Origin of the sequence: Oerskovia gallyi (genome assembly GCF_014836745.1) — a bacterium.
In the GTDB taxonomy this organism is placed as follows: Bacteria; Actinomycetota; Actinomycetes; order Actinomycetales; family Cellulomonadaceae; genus Oerskovia; species Oerskovia paurometabola.
In genome coordinates this window covers 13,472-33,542 of sequence record NZ_JACSQE010000015.1, presented here as the reverse complement: position 1 = coordinate 33,542, position 20,071 = coordinate 13,472, and the positions used below count along the sequence as shown (strand labels likewise).

19 protein-coding genes and 3 tRNA genes are annotated in these 20,071 nt (G+C 71.7%); 16 read left to right on the top strand and 6 right to left on the bottom strand.

Annotated elements, in window-relative coordinates; all coding sequences use genetic code 11:
* The first annotated feature begins 6 nt into the window (after nucleotides 1–6).
* From H9640_RS16795 to purM, 5 genes are all read left to right on the top strand, one after another.
* Nucleotides 7–384: a sterol carrier family protein gene (locus tag H9640_RS16795; protein ID WP_191791922.1), complete on the top strand. Its 378-nt coding sequence runs from the start codon at nucleotides 7–9 to the stop codon at nucleotides 382–384.
* A 387-nt stretch (nucleotides 385–771) separates the two neighbouring features.
* Nucleotides 772–5,478: an ExeM/NucH family extracellular endonuclease gene (locus H9640_RS16790; RefSeq protein WP_191791921.1), complete on the top strand. Its 4,707-nt coding sequence runs from the start codon at nucleotides 772–774 to the stop codon at nucleotides 5,476–5,478.
* A 128-nt stretch (nucleotides 5,479–5,606) separates the two neighbouring features.
* Nucleotides 5,607–6,047 (top strand): hypothetical protein, encoded by a 441-nt coding sequence (locus H9640_RS16785; RefSeq protein ID WP_191791920.1) that lies wholly within the window; start codon nucleotides 5,607–5,609, stop codon nucleotides 6,045–6,047.
* A 93-nt stretch (nucleotides 6,048–6,140) separates the two neighbouring features.
* Entirely contained in the window at nucleotides 6,141–7,688 is a 1,548-nt protein-coding gene (purF, locus tag H9640_RS16780; protein ID WP_191791919.1) for an amidophosphoribosyltransferase, read from the top strand.
* Nucleotides 7,689–7,744: 56 nt separating this feature from the next.
* Nucleotides 7,745–8,863 (top strand): phosphoribosylformylglycinamidine cyclo-ligase, encoded by a 1,119-nt coding sequence (gene purM / locus H9640_RS16775; RefSeq protein ID WP_191791918.1) that lies wholly within the window; start codon nucleotides 7,745–7,747, stop codon nucleotides 8,861–8,863.
* Nucleotides 8,864–9,031: 168 nt separating this feature from the next.
* Here purM and H9640_RS16770 read toward each other — a convergent pair whose 3' ends face one another.
* Nucleotides 9,032–9,244 carry a DUF3073 domain-containing protein gene (locus H9640_RS16770; RefSeq protein WP_191792005.1) on the bottom strand — a complete coding sequence of 71 codons (213 nt, stop codon included), beginning with the start codon at nucleotides 9,242–9,244 and terminating at the stop codon, nucleotides 9,032–9,034.
* A 446-nt stretch (nucleotides 9,245–9,690) separates the two neighbouring features.
* On the opposite strand from H9640_RS16770, the gene H9640_RS16765 reads away from it, so the two are divergent.
* Nucleotides 9,691–9,903, top strand: a complete 213-nt coding sequence (locus H9640_RS16765) for a BldC family transcriptional regulator (protein ID WP_030151000.1) — start codon at nucleotides 9,691–9,693, stop codon at nucleotides 9,901–9,903.
* Nucleotides 9,904–10,105: 202 nt separating this feature from the next.
* Here the strand turns inward: H9640_RS16765 and H9640_RS16760 are convergent, their stop codons facing one another.
* The 5 genes from H9640_RS16760 to H9640_RS16740 all read right to left on the bottom strand — a co-directional run bounded on the left by H9640_RS16760 (nucleotide 10,106) and on the right by H9640_RS16740 (nucleotide 11,417).
* Nucleotides 10,106–10,393 carry a DUF3618 domain-containing protein gene (locus H9640_RS16760; RefSeq protein WP_191791917.1) on the bottom strand — a complete coding sequence of 96 codons (288 nt, stop codon included), beginning with the start codon at nucleotides 10,391–10,393 and terminating at the stop codon, nucleotides 10,106–10,108.
* Nucleotides 10,390–10,812 carry a phage holin family protein gene (locus H9640_RS16755; RefSeq protein WP_191791916.1) on the bottom strand — a complete coding sequence of 141 codons (423 nt, stop codon included), beginning with the start codon at nucleotides 10,810–10,812 and terminating at the stop codon, nucleotides 10,390–10,392. The genes H9640_RS16760 and H9640_RS16755 overlap by 4 nt, the downstream gene beginning before the upstream one ends.
* Nucleotides 10,813–11,064: 252 nt before the next feature.
* A tRNA-Phe gene (locus tag H9640_RS16750) sits at nucleotides 11,065–11,137 on the bottom strand.
* 45 nt (nucleotides 11,138–11,182) lie between these two features.
* Nucleotides 11,183–11,256: transfer RNA gene (locus H9640_RS16745), tRNA-Asp, on the bottom strand.
* 88 nt (nucleotides 11,257–11,344) lie between these two features.
* Nucleotides 11,345–11,417: transfer RNA gene (locus H9640_RS16740), tRNA-Glu, on the bottom strand.
* A gap of 162 nt (nucleotides 11,418–11,579) precedes the next feature.
* On the opposite strand from H9640_RS16740, the gene H9640_RS16735 reads away from it, so the two are divergent.
* From H9640_RS16735 to H9640_RS16690, 10 genes are all read left to right on the top strand, one after another.
* Complete coding sequence (locus H9640_RS16735) at nucleotides 11,580–11,924, top strand: metallopeptidase family protein (RefSeq protein ID WP_191792004.1); 345 nt, start codon at nucleotides 11,580–11,582, stop codon at nucleotides 11,922–11,924.
* Nucleotides 11,925–11,956: 32 nt separating this feature from the next.
* A complete protein-coding gene (locus H9640_RS16730; protein WP_225227381.1) occupies nucleotides 11,957–12,370 on the top strand; it encodes an ArsR/SmtB family transcription factor in 414 nt (137 codons plus the stop codon).
* A complete protein-coding gene (locus H9640_RS16725) occupies nucleotides 12,367–13,293 on the top strand; it encodes a cation diffusion facilitator family transporter (protein ID WP_191791915.1) in 927 nt (308 codons plus the stop codon). The genes H9640_RS16730 and H9640_RS16725 overlap by 4 nt, the downstream gene beginning before the upstream one ends.
* 66 nt (nucleotides 13,294–13,359) lie before the next feature.
* Nucleotides 13,360–14,343 (top strand): UDP-glucose 4-epimerase GalE, encoded by a 984-nt coding sequence (galE, locus tag H9640_RS16720; RefSeq protein WP_191791914.1) that lies wholly within the window; start codon nucleotides 13,360–13,362, stop codon nucleotides 14,341–14,343.
* 131 nt (nucleotides 14,344–14,474) lie between these two features.
* On the top strand, nucleotides 14,475–15,653 hold the full coding sequence (locus H9640_RS16715; protein ID WP_191791913.1) for a polyprenyl synthetase family protein: 1,179 nt from the start codon (nucleotides 14,475–14,477) through the stop codon (nucleotides 15,651–15,653).
* Between the two features lies 1 nt (nucleotide 15,654).
* The gene (locus tag H9640_RS16710; RefSeq protein ID WP_191791912.1) at nucleotides 15,655–16,614 is read left to right on the top strand and encodes a phytoene/squalene synthase family protein; all 960 of its coding nucleotides are present in this window, start codon (nucleotides 15,655–15,657) and stop codon (nucleotides 16,612–16,614) included.
* A gap of 17 nt (nucleotides 16,615–16,631) precedes the next feature.
* On the top strand, nucleotides 16,632–18,365 hold the full coding sequence (gene crtI / locus H9640_RS16705) for a phytoene desaturase family protein (protein ID WP_191792002.1): 1,734 nt from the start codon (nucleotides 16,632–16,634) through the stop codon (nucleotides 18,363–18,365).
* Nucleotides 18,362–18,766: a lycopene cyclase domain-containing protein gene (locus tag H9640_RS16700; protein WP_318243817.1), complete on the top strand. Its 405-nt coding sequence runs from the start codon at nucleotides 18,362–18,364 to the stop codon at nucleotides 18,764–18,766. Before crtI ends, H9640_RS16700 begins: the two co-directional genes overlap by 4 nt.
* Nucleotides 18,763–19,077: a lycopene cyclase domain-containing protein gene (locus H9640_RS16695; protein ID WP_191791911.1), complete on the top strand. Its 315-nt coding sequence runs from the start codon at nucleotides 18,763–18,765 to the stop codon at nucleotides 19,075–19,077. Before H9640_RS16700 ends, H9640_RS16695 begins: the two co-directional genes overlap by 4 nt.
* Complete coding sequence (locus H9640_RS16690) at nucleotides 19,074–19,994, top strand: prenyltransferase (protein WP_307823946.1); 921 nt, start codon at nucleotides 19,074–19,076, stop codon at nucleotides 19,992–19,994. Before H9640_RS16695 ends, H9640_RS16690 begins: the two co-directional genes overlap by 4 nt.
* Nucleotides 19,995–20,071 lie beyond the last annotated feature (77 nt).

Genomic DNA, 20,071 nt, shown 5'->3' with positions numbered 1-20,071 from the left:
GGACCCATGCCTCCTCGTCGCCGCACCGACCCGGCCGTCGGCCGCACCGCTCTCGCCGTCTGGCAGGACGGTGCCGCCGGCCGCCCCGAGATCACGACCGCCGTCCGCTTCACGCTCGAAGAGCTGGCCGAGGTAGCCCCCGGCCACGCCGTCGAGGTCAGGGTGCCCCCGTACGGAGCGGTCCAGGCGGTCGAGGGCCCGAAGCACACCCGCGGGACCCCGCCCAACGTCGTCGAGACCGACCCCGAGACGTGGCTCGGCCTCGTGACCGGGGCGGTCGACTGGGCCGAGGCCGTCGCCGACGGTCGCATCAGCGCCTCGGGCGAACGGTCGGACATCTCGTCGCTGCTGCCGTTGCAGGCCGCGCGCCGCCGCGACCGGTAGGCCACCCTCGACGCGCAGCCGCCCCGCACCGGCTGCCGTCGCCCTCGGCACCGGCTGCCGCCGCCCTCGGGCGAGAGCGAGGGCCCTTCGAAGTTCGCAGTGTCTGCATCGTGAGATAGCGTGCGAGGCGAACGGGCGACGGTGCCCGTCGACCGGTCCGCGCACGACGACGTCGCGCACCCCGGCCGGAGGGTGCCGTCCGCCTGGGAGACGTGGTCGTTCGACCGGTGGAGACCGGCCGGACACCACGTGTTCATCAGCCTGCTGTTGGATTCCAGAGCCTGCACCCGCGCCACCCGCGCCGAGGCGGGCGCGCCGGGAACCCGGCCACGACACGAAGGAGTCAGCGTGATCGGTAGTCACCACCAGTCCCGACGCAGGAGAGGTGTGGTCGCGGCCACCCTCTCGGCGTCGCTCGTCGCCACGGCGGCGCTCAGCACGGTAGCCGCAGGGACGGCATCTGCTGCGGTCGACGGCTCGTCCGTCGTCATCAACGAGGCGTACCTCAACGGCGGGAGCGCCAACGCCCCCTACCTCAACAAGTTCGTCGAGCTCTACAACCCCACGGCTGCGGACATCGACCTCACGGGCTGGTCGGTCCAGTACCGGTCCGCGACGGGCACGGGCGCCTCGAACGGCGTCGTCCCGCTCACGGGCAAGATCAAGGCGGGCGGCTACTACCTGGTGCAGGGCGCCTCGAACGGCGCCAACGGCGCCGCGCTCCCGACGCCCGACGCGACCGGCACCATCGCGCCGCAGGGCCAGAACGGGACGCTCGCCCTGGTCAGGTCGGCCTCGGCGATCACGATCACGCCCGGCTCCGTCGTGGGCAACCCGCAGGTCGTGGACCTGCTGGGCTACGGCACGTCCAACACGTTCGAGGCCGCGGCGGCTCCCGCGGGAACGGCCAACACCGTGCCGGGCTCGCTCAACCGCGCGGCCGGCGCGGACACGGACGACAACTCCAAGGACTTCGCGGTCAGCAGCACGGTCACGCCGCAGAACAGCGGCGGCGGCTCAGGACCCGGCCCCGACCCGGAGCCCGGCGCAGCGAAGACCATCGCCGAGATCCAGGGCACGGGTGACGCGAGCCCCCTCGTGGGCCAGACCGTCACGACGCGCGGCGTCGTGACCGCGACCTACCCCTCGGGCGGCTTCGACGGTCTCTACATCCAGACGGCCGGCTCGGGGGGCGACCTGGACCTCGCGACGCACACCGCGTCGGACGGCCTCTTCGTGTACTCGAAGGCTGCGGCGACGGCGCTGCAGGTCGGCCAGCACGTCGAGGTCACGGGCGTGGTCTCGGAGTACTTCGGGCTGACGCAGGTCACGCCCGCGGCGACCGGCTGGAAGGTCCTGACGGACCCGGCCGAGGTCGTCAAGCCCGCGAACGTCGCGTACCCCGCGACCGCCGCGGACCGCGAGAAGCTCGAGGGCATGCTCGTCCAGCCCGCCGGCGACTACGTCGTCGCCGACAACTACGACACGAACTACTACGGTTCGGTCGTCCTGGCGAGCGGCACCGAGCCGCTGCGGCAGCCCACGTCGGTCGGCCGTCCGGGCAGCGCGGAGGCCGCGGCCGCGGTCGCCGACGCGAACGCCCGCCGCGTCAACCTCGACGACGGGGCGACGACGAACTTCAACAACGCCGCGAACAAGGCCAAGCCGTTGCCGTACCTGACCGGCGGCGCGCCGGTGCGCGTCGGCGCGCTCGCGACGTTCACGTCGCCCGTGGTCCTCGACTACCGGTTCGACGGCTGGAACTTCCAGCCCGTCACGGAGCTCACCCCGGCCAACGCGGCCGCGGTCCAGCCCGCGACGTTCGCGAACACGCGCACGGACGCCCCGGAGGCCGTGGGCGGCGACGTGACCGTGGCGACGTTCAACGTCCTGAACTACTTCACCACGACGGGCGACCAGCTCAGCGGGTGCCAGTTCTACACGGACCGCGAGGGCAACCCGATCACGGTGCGCACGGGCTGCGACGCCCGCGGTGCGGCGAACGCGGCGAACCTGCAACGTCAGGAGACCAAGATCGTCGCGGCGATCAACGCCCTGGACGCGGACGTCGTCTCGCTCGAGGAGATCGAGAACTCCAAGGCGTTCGGCAAGAACCGTGACGCCGCGCTCTCGACGCTCACGGACCGCCTCAACGCCGCGGCCGGTGCCGGGACCTGGGCCTTCGTGCCCTCGCCCACGACGCTGCCCGCGTCGGAGGACGTCATCCGCACGGCGTTCATCTACCGTCCGGCGGCCGTCGAGCCCGTGGGGGCCTCGGTCGTCCACGACGTCGCGGCCTTCGACAACGCGCGTGAGCCGCTCGCCCAGACCTTCCGGGTCGCCGGGGGCGAGGCCTCGACGGACTTCGTCGTCATCGCGAACCACTTCAAGTCCAAGGGCTCGGGCTCGGGGGCGGACGCCGACCAGGGCGACGGGCAGGGCGCGTCGAACGCGTCGCGCGTCAAGCAGGCCACGGCGCTCGTGACGTTCGCCGACCAGGTCTCGTCGGCTGCGGGCACCGACAAGGTGCTGCTCGCGGGCGACTTCAACGCCTACGCCCAGGAGGACCCGATCAAGGTCCTCACGGACGCGGGCTACGTCGACCTGGGCCCGACGACGGGCAAGGAGACGTACCTGTTCGACGGCCTCGTCGGCTCGCTCGACCACGTGCTCGCATCGCCCGGCGCCGCGAACGCGGTCACGGACACCGACATCTGGAACATCAACTCGGTCGAGCCCATCGCGAACGAGTACAGCCGCTTCAACTACAACGTCTCGAACCTGTACGACACCACGGCGTTCCGCTCGTCCGACCACGACCCGATCGTCGTCGGCCTCGAGCTGGGCGGCGAGGAGCCGGGCGGGGTCAAGGAGCTCGACCTGCTCGCGATCAACGACTTCCACGGTCGCATCGACGCGAACACCGTCGCGTTCGCCGGGACGGTCGAGCAGCTGCGCGCCGCCAACCCGGCGGGTACCGCGTTCCTCTCGGTCGGTGACAACATCGGCGCCTCGCTGTTCGCGTCGGCGCTGCAGGACGACCAGCCGACGATCGACGTGCTCAACGCCCTGGACCTGTCCGCCTCCGCGGTGGGCAACCACGAGTTCGACAAGGGCTTCGCGGACCTGACCGGGCGCGTGAGCGACGCGGCCGACTGGTCCTACCTGGGGGCCAACGTCTACGCCAAGGGCACCACGAACCCGGCCCTGCCGGAGTACGCGGTGATCGACGTCGACGGGGTCAAGGTCGGCGTCATCGGCGCCGTGACCGAGGAGACCCCGACGCTCGTGACGCCGTCCGGCGTGGCGGACCTCGACTTCGGCGACCCCGTCGAGGCCGTGAACCGTGTCGCCGCGCAGCTGCGCGACGGTGACGCCGCGAACGGTGAGGCCGACCTGCTGGTCGCCCTCTACCACGAGGGCGCCAGCGCGGGCACGCCCGACGGCTCGACGCTCGAGCAGGAGCTCGCCCACCAGGGCGCGTTCGAGCAGATCGTCAACGACACGGACGCCCGCGTCTCGGCGATCTTCACGGGCCACACGCACAAGCAGTACGCGTGGGAGGCCCCGATCCCCGGCACCGACCGGACCCGTCCGGTCCTGCAGACCGGGAGCTACGGCGAGAACGTCGGGCACGTGAGCCTGACGTTCGACACCGCGACGGACCTCGTCACGGACTACTCCGTCGAGAACGTCAAGCGCACCACGACGCCTGCCGGCGAGCTCGTCGCGACCTACCCCCGCGTGGCCCAGGTCAAGACGATCGTCGACGCGGCGCTCGCGCAGGCCGAGGTCATCGGCGCTCAGCCGGTCGGCTCGGTCACGGCCGACATCACGACCGCCTACCTGGGGGGCTCGTACGTGGACGGCAAGTACACGGGCTCGGGCCCGCTGCCCTCCACGGGGCGTGACGACCGTGCGTCGGAGTCGACGCTCGGGAACCTCGTCGCGACCTCGCTGCGCGACACGCTGGCCGACCCGGCCCGCGGCGGTGCCGACTTCGGTGTCGTCAACCCGGGCGGGCTCCGCAACGAGCTCTACTTCGGCGAGGACGGCGTCATCACGTACGCCGAGGCCAACGCGGTCCTGCCGTTCGTCAACAACCTGTGGACCGTGTCCCTCACGGGCGCGCAGGTCGAGACGATGCTCGAGCAGCAGTGGCAGACCAACGCGGACGGCACGCGCCCGTCGCGTCCGTACCTGGCCCTGGGGTTGTCGGACAACGTCAGCTACACCACGAAGACCGCGGACGTGAACGCCACCCCGGGTGACAACATCACGTCGGTCCTCATCAACGGTGAGCCGCTCGACCCGGCGAAGGTCTACCGGGTCGCGACGTTCTCGTTCCTCGCGACGGGCGGCGACAACTTCCGGGTCTTCTCGCAGGGCACGGACGCGCGCGACTCGGGTCTGATCGACCGTGACGCGTGGATCTCCTACCTGCAGGCCCACCCGGACCTCGCCCCCGACTTCGCCCGTCGTGGCGTGGTCGCGGACGGGCTGGGCACGGTCACCGCAGGTGAGTCCGTCACCGCGGCGGTCTCTCGTCTGAACCTGACGTCGCTCGGCAGCCCGGCCAACACGGGGGTCTCGGCGTACCTCGTGCCTGCGGGCACGGCGTTCGACGCGGCCAACCCGGGCACGCCCGTGGCCACGGGCACGGTCACGAACGGGGCTGCGAGCCTCGAGGTGCCGGTCCCGGCGGAGACGGCGGGCGGCGAGTACGGCCTGTACGTGGTCGCGGACCCGAGCGGCACGGTCACGCGCCTGGCCCTCACGGTCGAGGGGGTCGACCTTCCCGACGTCGTCATGGACGACCTGACCGCGAAGGGCCAGTGCGTCGGAGGCCGCGTGCACCTGTCGGTCAAGGGCGTGAACGGCGAGTCCGGCCCGATCGACGTGAAGTTCACGACGCCCTACGGCACCAAGACCTTCCCGAACCTCAAGGAGGGCAAGATCGCGGCGCAGTCGTTCAACACCCGCGCCACGTCCGTGCCGGCCGGCACGGTCGAGGTCCGAGCGACGAAGTCGCAGGGCGGTCAGACGCTGACCGAGGTCTATGAGGTCGCCTACCCGGCGGTCACGTGCGGCTGACGCGCTGATCACCTGAGGATCCGTCGGGCCTGCTTCCCTGCTGGGGGAGCAGGCCCGACGGCGTCTCGCGCCCCGTTGGCACGGGTGCGGCCCAGGGGATTCTCAGCAGGACGGGGTACTGTCGGCGCGTGAGCCCCAGCACCCCCACCCCCGACGTGAACGCGACCCCTGACGGCCCCGTTCCCGCCGCTCCGCCGGAGACCGGCGCTGCCGCCCCGGCCGCCCCGGTACCTCCGACCACGCCCGCTGCCGCGGACACCGCGTCGACCGAGCCCGGTGATGCGAACGACGGCGGCATCCGTGGTGACGAGGTCGAGATCGAGTCGATGATCGACCCGACGACGATCCGTCGCGCGCCCCGGTACAAGGCGTTCTTCACGACGGGCGCGGTCGTCGGGATCGTCGTGGGGCTGTGCCTCGGGATCACGTGGCTCGGCTCCCCGGAGTCCCGCGGCGTGCTCAAGCCCGGCGTCTACCTCACGGTCGTCGTGCTGGGGACGACGACGCTCACGACGCTCGTCGCGGGCGCGCTGGCGATCTGGGCGGACAAGCGCAGCCTGCGCCGCTGAGCGAGCACGCTGAGCCGGATCCTCGTCCGGTCACGTGGTCCACCCCCTGGTCGTGACTTCGGGCAGCCCGGGACCGTATGGGACACTGGAGCCGTGGCCCCCCGCGGAGATGGACTTCTCAACCACGACCTCATGCCCGGCGAGAAAGGCCCCCAGGACGCTTGTGGCGTCTTCGGTGTCTGGGCGCCCGGCGAAGAGGTCGCCAAGCTTGCCTACTTCGGTCTGTACTCGTTGCAGCACCGCGGTCAGGAGTCGGCCGGGATCGCGACCAGCAATGGTGAGCAGATCCTCGTCTACAAGGACATGGGACTCGTCTCCCAGGTGTTCGACGAGACGGCCCTCAACGCCCTGACGGGACACATCGCCGTCGGGCACTGCCGGTACTCGACCACCGGTGGCGTGACCTGGGAGAACGCGCAGCCCACGCTGGGTGCGACGTCGTCGGGGACGGTCGCGCTGGGGCACAACGGCAACCTGACCAACTCCGCCGAGCTCGTGAACCTCGTCGCCGAGCGCTACGGCGCGCAGCGCCGCGGCGAGCTGGCCCGCGGTAACACGACCGACACGGCCCTCATCACCGCGCTCTTCGCGGGGGACGACGACCACTCGCTCGAGGACACCGCGATGGAGGTCCTGCCGCGGCTCAGAGGCGCCTTCAGCCTCGTCTTCATGGACGAGAAGACGCTCTACGCGGCGCGTGACCCGCAGGGGGTGCGCCCGCTCGTCCTGGGTCGCCTCGAGCGCGGCTGGGTCGTCGCGAGCGAGACCCCCGCCCTGGACATCGTGGGCGCGTCGTTCGTCCGTGAGGTCGAGCCGGGCGAGCTCATCGCGATCGACGGTGACGGCCTGCGCTCGCAGCGCTTCGCACCGGTCGAGCGCGCGGGCTGCGTCTTCGAGTACGTCTACCTGGCCCGCCCGGACACCTCGATCAACGGCCGCTCGGTGCACGCCGCGCGCGTCGAGATGGGGCGCCAGCTCGCTCGCGAGCACGGCATCGACGCAGACCTCGTGATCCCGGTCCCCGAGTCCGGCACCCCCGCCGCCGTGGGGTACGCCCAGGAGTCGGGCATCCCGTTCGGCCAGGGGCTGACCAAGAACGCCTACGTCGGGCGCACCTTCATCCAGCCGTCGGACACGCTGCGCCAGCTCGGCATCCGGCTCAAGCTGAACCCGCTGCGCGACGTCATCCGGGGCAAGCGTCTCGTCGTCGTCGACGACTCGATCGTCCGCGGCAACACCCAGCGTGCCCTGATCCGCATGCTGCGCGAGGCGGGGGCCGCCGAGGTCCACGTCCGCATCAGCTCCCCGCCGGTCAAGTGGCCGTGCTTCTACGGCATCGACTTCGCGTCGCGCGCCGAGCTCATCGCCAACGGCCTGTCGCCGGAGGAGGTGGGCGCCTCGCTGGGCGCCGACACCCTCGGGTACATCTCCGAGGAGGGGATGATCGCGGCGACCGAGCAGTCCGCCTCCCAGCTCTGCACGGCCTGCTTCACCGGGAAGTACCCCATCGAGCTGCCCCCGGACGACCAGCTCGGCAAGCACCTGCTCGAGCAGGCCGAGCTGCCGCTGGGCGCTCCGGAGGACGGGCTGCGCAGCCTCTCCGTGGGAGTCGGCGGCGGGACCGCCCTCGACCACCCCTGACCCCGTACGACGCACCGCCCCACCCGGGGCGCGCCGCAACCACCAGGAGTTCATTCGTGTCTGAAGGTCTCACGTACGCCGCAGCCGGTGTCGACACCGAGGCGGGCGACAAGGCCGTCGAGCTGATGAAGGACGCCGTACGCCGTACGCACGGCCCCCAGGTCCTCGGGGGAGTGGGCGGGTTCGCCGGGCTCTACGACTTCAGCGAGGTCGCGACCTACACCAAGCCCCTGCTGGCCACCTCGACCGACGGCGTGGGGACCAAGGTCGCGATCGCGCAGGCGATGGACGTCCACGACACGATCGGGTTCGACCTCGTGGGCATGGTCGTCGACGACATCGTCGTGGTGGGGGCCAAGCCGCTCTTCATGACGGACTACATCGCGTGCGGCAAGGTCGTGCCCGAGCGCATCGCAGGCATCGTCCGTGGCATCGCGGCGGCGTGCGAGGTCGCCGGCACGGCCCTCGTCGGCGGGGAGACGGCCGAGCACCCGGGTCTCCTGGGCGAGGACGAGTACGACGTCGCGGGTGCCGCGACGGGCGTGGTCGAGGCCGACCGCCTCCTGGGCCCCGAGCGGGTGCGCGAGGGCGACGTCCTCATCGCGCTGGGATCGTCGGGCCTGCACTCGAACGGCTACTCGCTGGTGCGTGCGGTCGTGAAGCACGCGGGCTGGGAGCTGGACCGAGAGGTCGAGGAGTTCGGTCGGACGCTCGGCGAGGAGCTGCTCGAGCCCACGCGCGTCTACGCGAGCGACTGCCTGGCCCTGGCCCACGACGACGCGGCGCAGGTGCACGCGTTCACGCACGTCACGGGTGGTGGGCTCGCGGCCAACCTGGCCCGTGTGCTCCCGGCTGGCCTCGTCGGGACGATCGACCGCGGCTCGTGGGAGGTCCCGCCGATCTTCACCGTGGTCCGTGACCTCGGGAACGTGCCTCGACGTGACCTGGAGAACACGCTCAACCTGGGCGTGGGCATGGTCGCGATCGTGGGCGCCGACGGCGCTGACGCCGCCCTCGCGCGATGCACCGAGCTGGGCCTCACGGCCTGGGTCCTGGGCACCGTGGGCGCTCTCGACCCGGCCGAGACGTCTGCCGCCGGGGGAGAGGACCTGGTGGTCGGCACCAAGGGCGTCCACGCAGGGGCTGTGCGCCTGACGGGTGACTACCGCAACTGACGTACGACGAAAAGCGCGTCCTGCGACTCGGGCCGGGAGGCCTGGGGTGCAGGACGCGCTTTCGTCGAACGACGTGAGGTCGCGGGCAGGTCACTGAGGACGTACTCGCGATCTGTCGACTCACGGACCGCCTGGGGCCCGAAGGTCGCAGGAGGGGGTGAGGTCGAGTCAGCGGTCGTCGGACCAGCCGGCGAACGGCTGGTCGTACTCTCCGCTGTTGTCCTCGGAAGACCTCGCTCCGTAGCGAGGATCTGTCGCGAGATCCGTGTGGCTGTGACCAGTGAGCTCTTGTTCGAGAGCTTGGTAGTTCGTCTCGGGGCTGTAGTACTTCAGCGCACGAGCGACCTTGGTCTGCTTAGCCTTCTGACGGCCGCGGCCCATGGCTCCGACCCCCTCAACGTAGAAGCGGGGCGGCAACGTACTTCGACGTGCGGCCCCGGGAGTGTGTTTCGTCTGTTCAGAGTCCAACGGTACATGGTCCGGATGCATTCCAGCCACTCAGGTCCCCCGAACGGGTGCCTTGTCACACTGTCTCCACACAACGGCGGCCCGTCGGGCCGCGCCGGACGCCGTACCAGGGGGTCGAGGCCGGTCGCGGCGAGGTCGCAGAGGGTGGGGCAGGAGCGGCCGGAGGGAGAGATCCGGGCCGCGCGACACGCCCGGATCTCGGTCCGAAACACCTGTACCACCCATACCCCGCCTAATTCACCCTGTCCGCCAAGTCGCCCAAAATCCTCATGCTGCGACAATGGAAGGGCTAGCGCAGCGCTGTCGTCGCGTTCCGACGTCACCGTCGGACCAGCCAGTCGCTAGGAGGAGGTGCAGTGATGTCCGTCCATGGAGAGTCCGAAGTTCTGCTCACACCGGCCGAGGTCGCGAGCCTGTTCCGCGTCGATCCCAAGACCGTCACTCGCTGGGCCAAGGCCGGCAAGCTGTCGTCGATCCGGACCCTCGGGGGGCATCGTCGCTATCGCGAGTCCGAGGTTCGCGCACTCCTGGGTGCCGCGAGCGAGAACGCCGAGGGCGTCGACAAGGGCTGACCGACGCGCGGTGTCCCCGCGCGCCCAGCCTGCGCCGTCGGGCCGTTGAGGAGCCTCGGGACCTGCTTCCCGATGCTCCCCGTCGCGTCCTGACCCCTTCCTCACGACCAGCCGAAAGCCCGGCGCCTGTGGCGCCGGGCTCGGTCGTTCCTGGGGGTGCTGTTCGGTCGACCTCGGCCGACCCGGCCAGCACGTCGCGACGTCAGGAGCGACGCCGGAGGATCGCCGCGGCGACGAGCGCGACCGTCGCCACGGCACCGCCGATGAGGATCTTGACGTTGCGCGCTCGCGCGGGGTCGTGCTCGGGGAGCCCGCCGCCCGTGAAGAAGCTGCCGGTGTCGGCAGCGGCCTGCTTGGTCTGGTGCGCCACGTTCGCCGCCTGGGTGCGAGGGTCGAGGCGGGTGGTCAGCTCGTCGATCGTGCTCGCGAGCTCGGACCGGGTCCGGGCGATCTCGGCTTCCAGCTCGGCCTGGGTCGGTTCTGTGGTCACGGGCGCAGTCCTTCCTTGACGGTGGCGACGTCTTCCTTGATCCCCGCGATGGCGTTCTCCGGGGTAGGGGGCATCCCCTTCTTGAGCTGCTTGCTGCCGACGAAGGCGAGGATGCCCGCGAGCAGGAACAGCACGACGCCGACGATGAGGGCCGCGAGCCACAGCGGTACGGCGTGCGCGAGCCCGACCATCGCGGAGTGCAGCGCGAACCCGAGCCCGTAGAGCGAGAGCACACCGGCCACCACGAACATCCCGATCCCGATGCCCGATCGGGCGGCCTTGGTCGTCAGCTCCTTCTTGGCGAGCGCGATCTCCGTCCGGACCAGGCGCGTGGCCTGCTCGGACATCTGCTCGACGAGCTTGCCGATCGAGGGCTTCGGGCTCGGGGGAGGGGGCTGTCCGTCGTCCCAGTCGCTCATGGTGGTCACCTTCCTGGCGCTCCGGTCGGGGCGCCCGTGCGCGCGGGGTTCACCCGCGCCCTGAAGAGTCGGTTCTTCATGTCCCACTCAACCGGTCAACCGGCCCGAGGGCAATTCCGCGCGCCGGGCGTGCGAGTGTCCGTCCGGTGTGCTGCGCAGAGAGCGGGCGGCCCAGCGGGCGGCCCAGCGGGCGGGACCGGCGGGTACGACGAAGCCCCGCCTCGTGGGAAACGAGGCGGGGCTTCGTGGAAGTGGCTCCGACCGGCGTCGATCCGGTGACCTTTCGATTTTCAGTCGAACGCTCTACCAACTGAGCTACAGAGCCTTGACACGAAAGCCCGGTCGTGATGACCGGGCAGTCGCTGTCGAGCGACCCTGACGGGACTTGAACCCGCGACCTCCGCCGTGACAGGGCGGCGCGCTAACCAACTGCGCTACAGGGCCTTGCGTGAGTTTCTCCCGGCCTGGGCCGTTCGAACCTCGAGAATCGTATCTCACTGCCGGGCGAATCCGTTAATCGGATCCTTCCGAGTACCCCCAACGGGATTCGAACCCGTGCTACCGCCGTGAAAGGGCGGCGTCCTAGGCCGCTAAACGATGGGGGCCTAGTTTCCTGGACAACCCGCACCGCCTGCGGGGCACGAGTCGCCGAGAGACCTCCGTCAGCATACGGGGAAGCAAGGTCGGCGTGCAAAACGGTGCGCGCGTGCGGCTCGCGGCTGTCGGTGCCCCGTAGGAGGGCGGGGGAGGATGGTCCCGTGGTGGAGATGACGCGCGAGGACTTCGAGGACGCGGTGCGCGATGCGCTGGACGAGATCCCGGAGGAGCTGGCGGAGCAGATGGACAACGTGGTCGTCCTGGTCGAGGACGACGCGCCCGTCGACGACCCCGAGCTGCTGGGGCTGTACGAGGGGGTCCCGCTGACAGAGCGCGACCTCATGTGGGCTGCGGGTGCGCTCCCGGACAGGATCACGATCTTCCGCAACCCCACGCTCGCGATCTGCGAGACGCGGGAGGAGGTCGTCGAGGAGGTCGTGGTCACGGTCGTCCACGAGATCGCGCACCACTTCGGGATCGACGACGACAGGCTGCACGAGCTCGGATGGGCCTAGCATTCATCGCCGAAGGGCGATAACATCGTTATATGACGATGAAAAGGGAGACGAGCACCCGCACGCACCTGCGGGCGCGGCGCACCGCGACCGACGGTCTCGTCGAGCAGCCGGCGGCCGAGCATCCGCAGCAACCGTGCACCCCGCCCGTCGTCGGGCACGACCACACCGCGGTCGCGCGGCTCCTGCACGCCCTCGCCGAGCCGCACCGACTCTCCGTGGTGCACCTCCTCGCGGTCGCCGAGCACCGCGTGGTCGACCTGACCCGCGAGCTGGGGCTCGCGCAGTCCACCGTGTCCGCCCACCTGGCGACGCTCCGCGACGCGGGACTCGTCGAGACCCGCCGAGAGGGTCGTTCGTCCTGGTACCGCCTCGCGCGCCCCGAGGTCGCGCACATCCTGGCCGACGCCGAGCGGATCGTCGACGCCACGAGGGGTTCCCGATGAGCGGCCACTCGCACTCGCACTCCCACGGCGCGTCGACCGCGACGGGCGCGCACCGCCGTCGGCTCGTGATCGTCCTGTGCATCACGCTCGGCGTGATGATGCTGGAGGTCGTGGGCGCCCTGGTCTCCGGGTCGCTCGCGCTCCTCGCCGACGCCGGGCACATGCTGACCGACGCCAGCGGGATCGGGATCGCACTCTTCGCGAGCTGGCTCGCGACGCGTCCGGCTTCCCCGACGCGGACCTTCGGGTGGCAGCGCGCCGAGATCCTCGCCGCGCTGACCAACGCGCTGATCCTCGGCACGGTCGCCGTGCTCGCGATCATCGAGGGCGTCTCGCGGTTCCGCGCGCCGGACCCCGAGATCCAGGCCGGGCTGATGATCGGGGTGGCGGTCGTCGGTCTCGTCGCGAACGCGATCGGGCTGCGCCTGCTGTCGGCGGGCCAGGCCGAGAGCCTCAACGTCCGCGGGGCCTACCTCGAGGTGCTCGGCGACCTGCTCGGGTCGGTCGCGGTGATCGTCGCCGGCGTCCTCGTCGCGGTCGGGTTCCCGGGGGCCGACGGTCTCGCGTCCGTCGCGATCGGGCTGCTGATCCTGCCGCGCGCCTTCATGCTCCTGCGCGAGGTCGCGGCGGTGCTCCTCGAGTCGACCCCCGCCGGCGTGGACCTCGAGAAGGTGCGCACCCACATGGAGGGCACCCCGGGAGTGGTGGGCGTGCACGACCTGCACGCCTGGACCATCACCTCGGGCGTACCCGTCATGTCGGCACACGTGGTCGTCGAGGACGAGGTCCTGGCGAGCGGAGGGGGGACGGAGGTGCTGCGACGGCTCAAGGAGTGCCTGGGCGGGCACTTCGACGTCGACCACTGCACGTTCCAGATCGAGCCGCCCTCGATGCAGGCGACCGAGGATTCGGTCCACCACTGACCGGCGGGCGTCTCGCGGGCGAGGGTGTCGTCGAAGGTGGCTCGCCGGGCGTTCTACGCTCCTCCCATGACGATTCTGGTGACAGGCGGAGCGGGGTTCATCGGTGCGCACGTGGTGCGCCTGCTGCAGGAGAGAGGAGACCAGGTCGTCGTCGTGGACGACCTGAGCACCGGGCAGGAGAAGCGCGTCGGGGGGGCGCCGCTCGTGCACCTCGACGTGTCGAGCGCCGAGGCGGTCGACGTGCTGACCCGGACCATGGTCGAGCACGAGGTCAGCGCCGTGGTGCACTTCGCGGCCCGCAAGCAGATCGGCGAGTCGGTCGAGAAGCCCGTCTGGTACTACCAGCAGAACGTGGGCGGGTTCACGAACCTCGTCGCCGCGATGGAGGCCGCCGGGGTCGACCGTCTCGTCTTCTCGTCCTCGGCGGCGACCTACGGCATGCCCTCGGTCGCGCTCGTCGAGGAGAAGCTGCACGCCGACCCCATCAACCCCTACGGCGAGACGAAGCTCGTCGGAGAGTGGCTCGGGCGGGCGGCCGGCCGGTCGTGGGGGCTGCGGTTCGTGGCGCTGCGCTACTTCAACGTCGCCGGTGCGGGGTGGCCGGACCTGGGTGACCAGACGCTCCTCAACCTCGTCCCGATGGTGTTCGACCGCCTGGCACGGGGCGAGCGGCCCCGGGTCTTCGGCGACGACTACCCGACGCCCGACGGCACCTGCATCCGTGACTACCTGCACGTCATGGACCTCGCCGAGGCGCACCTCGTAGCGCTCTCCTACCTGGACGAGGACGAGCGGGACTACGACGTGTTCAACGTGGGGACGGGCGTGGGGGCCTCGGTCCGCGAGGTCATCGACGAGATCGGCAGGGTGTCGGGCCTCGACGCCACCCCGGACGTCTTCCCGCGCCGTCCCGGCGACCCGCCGCAGCTCGTCGCCTCGCCCGAGCGCATCAACACGGTGCTCGAGTGGAGAGGGTCGCACGGGCTCGAGGAGATCATCTCGTCGGCCTGGGAGGCGTGGCAGGCAGGGCCGCGCCGCATCGACGTCTGACCACGGCGTGACGGAAGGGCTCTCTCGCCTCGCGCGAGGGGGCCCTTCTGCGCGTCCGGCGCTGACATCCCGTCAGATCCTCAGTATGCTGAGCAAAATTACTCAGCACGCTGAGGATGAAGGGGTGTGCCATGTCCGCAACGAGCACGACCATCGACGACGTCGCCGAGCGGTCGTCGACGGGCGCAGTCCGTGCAGCATCTGCTGGGGCCGAACCCCGGCCCGGGACCGAGCCCGGGCTCGCCGCGTCGACGCGGGACGTCCGGCTCGCCGTCGACCTCGACCACGCTCTCACAGCCACACGTCGCGCGCTCGCCGAGTACTTCGCCACGGCGGCGTCGCGGGCGACCGACCCCCGGGTCGTCGATCTCTGGAAGGACCTGGCCGACCAGACCGGGGGAAAGCTCGTCCGCCCGCGCCTGGTCCTCGCGGCCTATCTCGGCCTCGGCGGCCGGGACCTCGGGGCGGCGGTGCCCGTCGCCGCTGCACAGGAGGTCCTGCACACCGCGATGCTCGTGCACGACGACCTCCTCGACCACGACGAGTCGCGTCGCGGCCGCCCCAACCTCGCGGGCACCACACGTGCGCGCCTCGCGGGGACGGGCGTCGAGGCAGCCCACGCCGACGAGCTCGTCCAGGCCGCCTCCCTCCTCGCCGGGGACCTCGCGATCAGCGGAGCCTTCGACCTCGTGCTGACGTCGACCGCCCCACCGCCCGTCCGGCTCGAGGTCACCCGACAGCTCGTGCGCGCGGTCCAGACGGCCGTCGCGGGCGAGGTGCTCGACGTGTCGGGACAGCTCCGCTCCCCCCTCGACGTCGCCCCCCTGCTCGTCGCGGAGCTCAAGACGGCGACCTACACGTGCGTCGTCCCGCTCCTGTCGGGCGCCACGCTCGCCGGCGCGGACCGGGCTGTGCGGTCGGACCTGGAGACCTGCGGCCGCGCGCTGGGGATCGCCTTCCAGCTCGTCGACGACCTGCTCGGGGTGTTCGGCGACCCGCGGGTCACGGGGAAGTCGACGCTCTCCGACCTGCGCGAGGGCAAGCGCACCCTGCTCCTCGCCTGCGCCTACCGTCGGGCCACGCCCGCGGACGTCGCGCTGCTGGACCGGTACGTGGGGCGGGCCGACCTCACCGAGGCGGAGGCCGACGTCGTGCGGGAGGCCATGCAGCGCTCCGGAGCCCCCGGAGCGGTCCGGGAGACCGTGACCCGCCACCTCGACGAGGCCCGGGCGGCGGCTTCCCGGCTGCCTGCTCCTCTCGCGCGATATCTGACCGACCTGGCCGACTCGTTCGCGGAGAGGGTCGCCTGAGATGCCGACGAGCACGACGTCCGAGACCATGGCCAGGGAGGCCAACGTGTCGCAGATGCTGTACGACCGCACCGCCGCCCGCGCGAGCCGGGCGGTCCTGACCGGGTACTCGACGTCCTTCGGGCTCGGGTCCCGGCTCCTGGGGAGCGTGGCGCGTCGCGACATCGACGCGGTCTACGGCCTGGTCCGCGTGGCCGACGAGGTCGTCGACACGCGCAGGGGCGAGGGCGCCGACGCGCTGCTGACCGGGCTCGAGGAGGAGACGGCGCGCGCGCTCGCGAGCGGGTACTCGACCAACCTCGTCGTCCACTCGTTCGCCCGCACTGCCCGGCGCACCGGGATCGGGCACCCGGAGATCGACCCGTTCTTCGCGTCGATGCGCATGGACCTCACGGTCCAGGTGCACGACAAGGCGAGCTACGAGCAGTACGTCCACGGCTCGGCCGAGGTCGTGGGGCTCATGTGCCTCGCGGTGTTCCTCAACGCGGACCGTCGGCCCGGGGATCCCGTGGTCCGCGCCGACGCCGCCGTGCTGCGCGGTGCGCAGGGTCTGGGCGCCGCGTTCCAGAAGATCAACTTCCTGCGCGACCTGCGCACCGACCACGAGGAGCTGGGGCGCAGCTACTTCCCCGGGATCACGCCGGCCGACCTCACGCAGGAGGACGTCGACGCGATCCTCGCGGAGATCGGCAGCGACCTCGACGCCGCGCGCGCCGCGCTCCCGTCCCTCCCGCGTCGCGCACGGATGGCGGTCGCCGCGACCCTGGCGCTCTACGACTCGCTGCTGGGACGGCTCGCCTCGACGGCTCCGCAGGACCTGCTCCGGGCGCGCGTGCGGGTCCCGGACCCGGTCAAGATCGTCGTCGCGGCGCGTGCCGTGGCGCGTGAGTCGCTGCGACGCGACGTGCACGCCATGTCCCGCCGGTCGACCAGGTTCACCGACACCAGAGGAGCCCTGTGAACGTCGCCCCACCCGAGATGCCGCACGTCGTGGTCGTGGGGGGAGGGATCGGCGGCCTCGCCACCGCCGCGCTCCTGGCCCGGGGCGGCGCCCGTGTGACCCTGCTCGAACGCCACGAGCGGGTCGGGGGGCGGGCCGGGACGCTCGACCTCGACGGGTTCCGGTTCGACACCGGACCGTCCTGGTACTTCATGCCCGAGGTCTTCGAGCACTGGTTCGCGCTCCTGGGCGAGCGCGCCGAGGACCACCTCGACCTGGTCCCGCTCGACCCGTCGTACCGTGTCTTCTTCGAGCGGGCCTCGTCCAGCGAGCAGCCCGACGGCGCCACGAACCTCCCCCCGGCTCGCACCGTCCTCGACGTCACCCGCGACCCGGAGGTCAACTGGGCTCGCTTCGACGCGCTCTCGCCGGGCGACGGCGAGCGCATGCGGGCCTACGCCGAGGAGTCGAGCGAGGCCTACCGCCTCGCCCTGGACCACTTCCTCTACACGACGTTCGAGCGTCCCGACCGGGCCGTCGACGGCGCCGTGCTGCGCCGGCTCCCGCGGCTCGCGGCCCTGCTGGGACGCTCGCTCGCGGACCGCGTCGAACGCCGCGTGCACGACCCGCGCCTGCGCCAGGTCCTCGGCTACCACGCGGTCTTCCTCGGCAGCTCGCCCTACCGGGTGCCCGCGCTGTACTCGCTCATGAGCCACCTCGACCTGGTCGAGGGCGTACGGTTCCCGCGCGGTGGGATGTACACGATCATCGAGGCCATGGAGAAGATCGCCCGCTCGCAGGGCGTGACGATCCGCACGGCGAGCGACGTCGTCGGGATCGAGGTCGCGCCGCACGCTCCCACGCCCGACGGCGGAGCCTCGCCCCGCGCGCGGACCGGCAGGCCCGGGCGACGCGCACGAGGCGTCGCGACCGGGGTGCGGCTGAGCACGGGCGAGGTCGTGCCTGCGGACGTCGTGGTGTCGGCCGCCGACCTGCACCACACCCAGACCGCGCTCGTGCCCCCCGCGTACGCCGACCTGCCCGCGCCCGCGTGGGACGACCGCGGACCCGGGATCTCGGCGCTGCTGATCCTCGCCGGCGTCCGTGGCGAGCTGCCCGAGCTGGCCCACCACTCGCTCTTCTTCACCGAGGACTGGCGGGGGAACTTCGCCGACGTCCTGGGCGACGCGGCCGACAGCCCCGTGGACTCGTTGCGGGTCCCGTCCCCCGCCTCCCTCTACGTCTCGAGGACGTCGGCGACCGACGACGCGACGATCGACCACCCCGCTGCGCCTCCCGGCCACGAGAACCTCTTCGTCCTGGTGCCGTTCCCCGCGGACCCGGCGCTCGGTGGCTCGGCCGCGTCGCAGGCCGAGCTCGAGGAGCTCGCCGACGGGTACCTCGACCAGGTCGGCGCCTGGGCCGGGATCGACGACCTGCGCGGGCGGGTCGTGACCCGGCGGGTCCTGGGCCCCGCGCACTTCGCGACCGAGTTCTCGTCCTGGCGAGGGACGGCCCTCGGGATGGAGCACACGCTCGCGCAGAGCGCGATGTTCCGCCCGCCGGGCGCCTCGCGCAAGGTCACCAACCTCTACTACGCGGGAGCGGGCACGGCCCCTGGCGTCGGGCTGCCGATGTGCCTCATCAGCGCCGAGCTCGTCGCCAAGCGGCTCCTGGGCGAGACGTCTTCCCGGCCCCTGCCGACCCCGCTGCGCCCCGGCTACCTCGCGGCGAGCCGCCGTCCCGAGCGACTGCGGGGCGGTGGCGCGTGATCGGCTTCGCGTACCTCGCTGCGCTCCTCGTCTCGCTCGGCGGTCTCGCCGTGCTCGACCGTCGGTTCCGCCTCGCGTTCTGGGCCGACCCGGCCCGGACGGCGATCACGCTCGTGGCCGGCGTGCTGTTCTTCCTCGCGTGGGACGTCGCGGGGCTCGCCCTCGGGATCTTCGCGCGCGGCGACTCGCCCCACATGACCGGGCTCCAGCTCGCCCCCGAGCTGCCCGTCGAGGAGGCCGTCTTCCTCACGCTCCTGTGCTACAACACCCTGCTCGTCTGGCGGTTCCTCGACCTGCGTGCGCGGGAGCGCGCAGCCCGGCGGACGGACGGTGGTGCCACGAGAGCGGACGAGGCACCCGCGCGCGCCGCGGACGGTCCGACGACGGGAGCGGGCGCATGACCAACATCGTCCTGAACCTCGTCGTGATCGCGCTCGTCGCGGTCGTCACGGTGTGGACGCTCCGGCGCCACCGGGCGGGGCCGCTCCTGTGGACGGCAGCGGTCATGGTGGTCCTGACGCTGGTGTTCGACACGATCATGATCGCCGTCGGGCTGTACACCTACGCCCCCGACAAGATCCTCGGGATCTACCTCGCCGGGGCGCCGCTCGAGGACTTCGCCTACCCGCTGGCCGCGGTGCTGCTGCTGCCCGCGGTATGGACCTGGGTCGGGGACGGTCGACGCCGTCGGCACGCGGGAGGGCAGTCGTGACCGGGGTCGCGGTCGAGCCGGGGGCTGCGCCGGGGCCGCTCGTCGCGCTCCGGGAGATCGTCGCCGCCTCGCGCCCGTTCTCCTGGATCAACACCGCGTACCCCTTCGCGGCGGGCTACCTGGTCGCCACCGGGGGACGGGTCGACGCCACGCTCGTCGTCGGGACGCTCTACTTCCTGATCCCCTACAACCTGCTGATGTACGGGATCAACGACGTGTTCGACTACGCGTCCGACCTGCGCAACCCGCGCAAGGGCGGGATCGAGGGAGCGCTCGCGGACCCCGCGACCGCACGGACCACCCACCGGCGCATCCTGTGGGCGTGCGTCGTCGCGAACGCGCCGTTCCTCGCATGGTTGCTCCTCCAGGGCGACGTCGCCGCGAACCTGACGCTCGCCGTCGTGGTCTTCCTCGTCGTGGCCTACTCGGCGCCCGTGCTGCGCTTCAAGGAGCGTCCGTTCCTCGACTCGTTCACCTCGGCCATGCACTTCGTGGGGCCCCTGCTCTACGCGCTCGTGCTCGTCGGGACGGACCTCGGAGCACGGACCGTGTGGCCCGTGCTCGTGGCGTTCGTGCTGTGGGGGGCCGCGTCGCACGCGTTCGGCGCGGTGCAGGACGTGCGGGCCGACCGGGAGGGCGGGATCGGCTCGGTCGCGACCGTGATCGGGGCGCACCGGACGGTCGTCGTCGCGGCGACCGCCTACCTCGTGGCCGCGGGGCTGCTCGCGCTGCTCCCGTGGCCGGGGTGGCTCGCCGCGGTCCTGCCGCTGCCCTACCTCGTCAACGTGGCGTCCTTCTGGACGGTGCGCGACGACGACTGCGAGCGGGCGAACGCGGGCTGGCGTCGCTTCCTCTGGCTCAACCTGGTGACAGGGTTCCTCGTGACGATGCTGCTCATCGCCGCCACCTGGGGCTGACGCCTGGGTCCGACCCCTGGGTCGAGGTCCCGCGGACGACGACGGCCGCCGTTCCTCGCGGAACGGCGGCCGTCGTG

Excerpts from the sequence above, each read along its gene's own strand:
- H9640_RS16795 (WP_191791922.1), top strand. The coding sequence starts at position 7 with ATGCCTCCTCGTCGCCGCACCGACCCGGCCGTCGGCCGCACCGCTCTC.
- H9640_RS16770 (WP_191792005.1), bottom strand. The coding sequence starts at position 9,244 with ATGGGCCGCGGCCGTCAGAAGGCTAAGCAGACCAAGGTCGCTCGTGCG.
- H9640_RS16765 (WP_030151000.1), top strand. The coding sequence starts at position 9,691 with ATGTCCGTCCATGGAGAGTCCGAAGTTCTGCTCACACCGGCCGAGGTC.
- H9640_RS16755 (WP_191791916.1), bottom strand. The coding sequence starts at position 10,812 with ATGAGCGACTGGGACGACGGACAGCCCCCTCCCCCGAGCCCGAAGCCC.
- H9640_RS16735 (WP_191792004.1), top strand. The coding sequence starts at position 11,580 with ATGACGCGCGAGGACTTCGAGGACGCGGTGCGCGATGCGCTGGACGAG.
- H9640_RS16730 (WP_225227381.1), top strand. The coding sequence starts at position 11,957 with ATGACGATGAAAAGGGAGACGAGCACCCGCACGCACCTGCGGGCGCGG.
- H9640_RS16725 (WP_191791915.1), top strand. The coding sequence starts at position 12,367 with ATGAGCGGCCACTCGCACTCGCACTCCCACGGCGCGTCGACCGCGACG.
- galE (WP_191791914.1), top strand. The coding sequence starts at position 13,360 with ATGACGATTCTGGTGACAGGCGGAGCGGGGTTCATCGGTGCGCACGTG.
- H9640_RS16715 (WP_191791913.1), top strand. The coding sequence starts at position 14,475 with ATGTCCGCAACGAGCACGACCATCGACGACGTCGCCGAGCGGTCGTCG.
- H9640_RS16710 (WP_191791912.1), top strand. The coding sequence starts at position 15,655 with ATGCCGACGAGCACGACGTCCGAGACCATGGCCAGGGAGGCCAACGTG.
- crtI (WP_191792002.1), top strand. The coding sequence starts at position 16,632 with ATGCCGCACGTCGTGGTCGTGGGGGGAGGGATCGGCGGCCTCGCCACC.
- H9640_RS16695 (WP_191791911.1), top strand. The coding sequence starts at position 18,763 with ATGACCAACATCGTCCTGAACCTCGTCGTGATCGCGCTCGTCGCGGTC.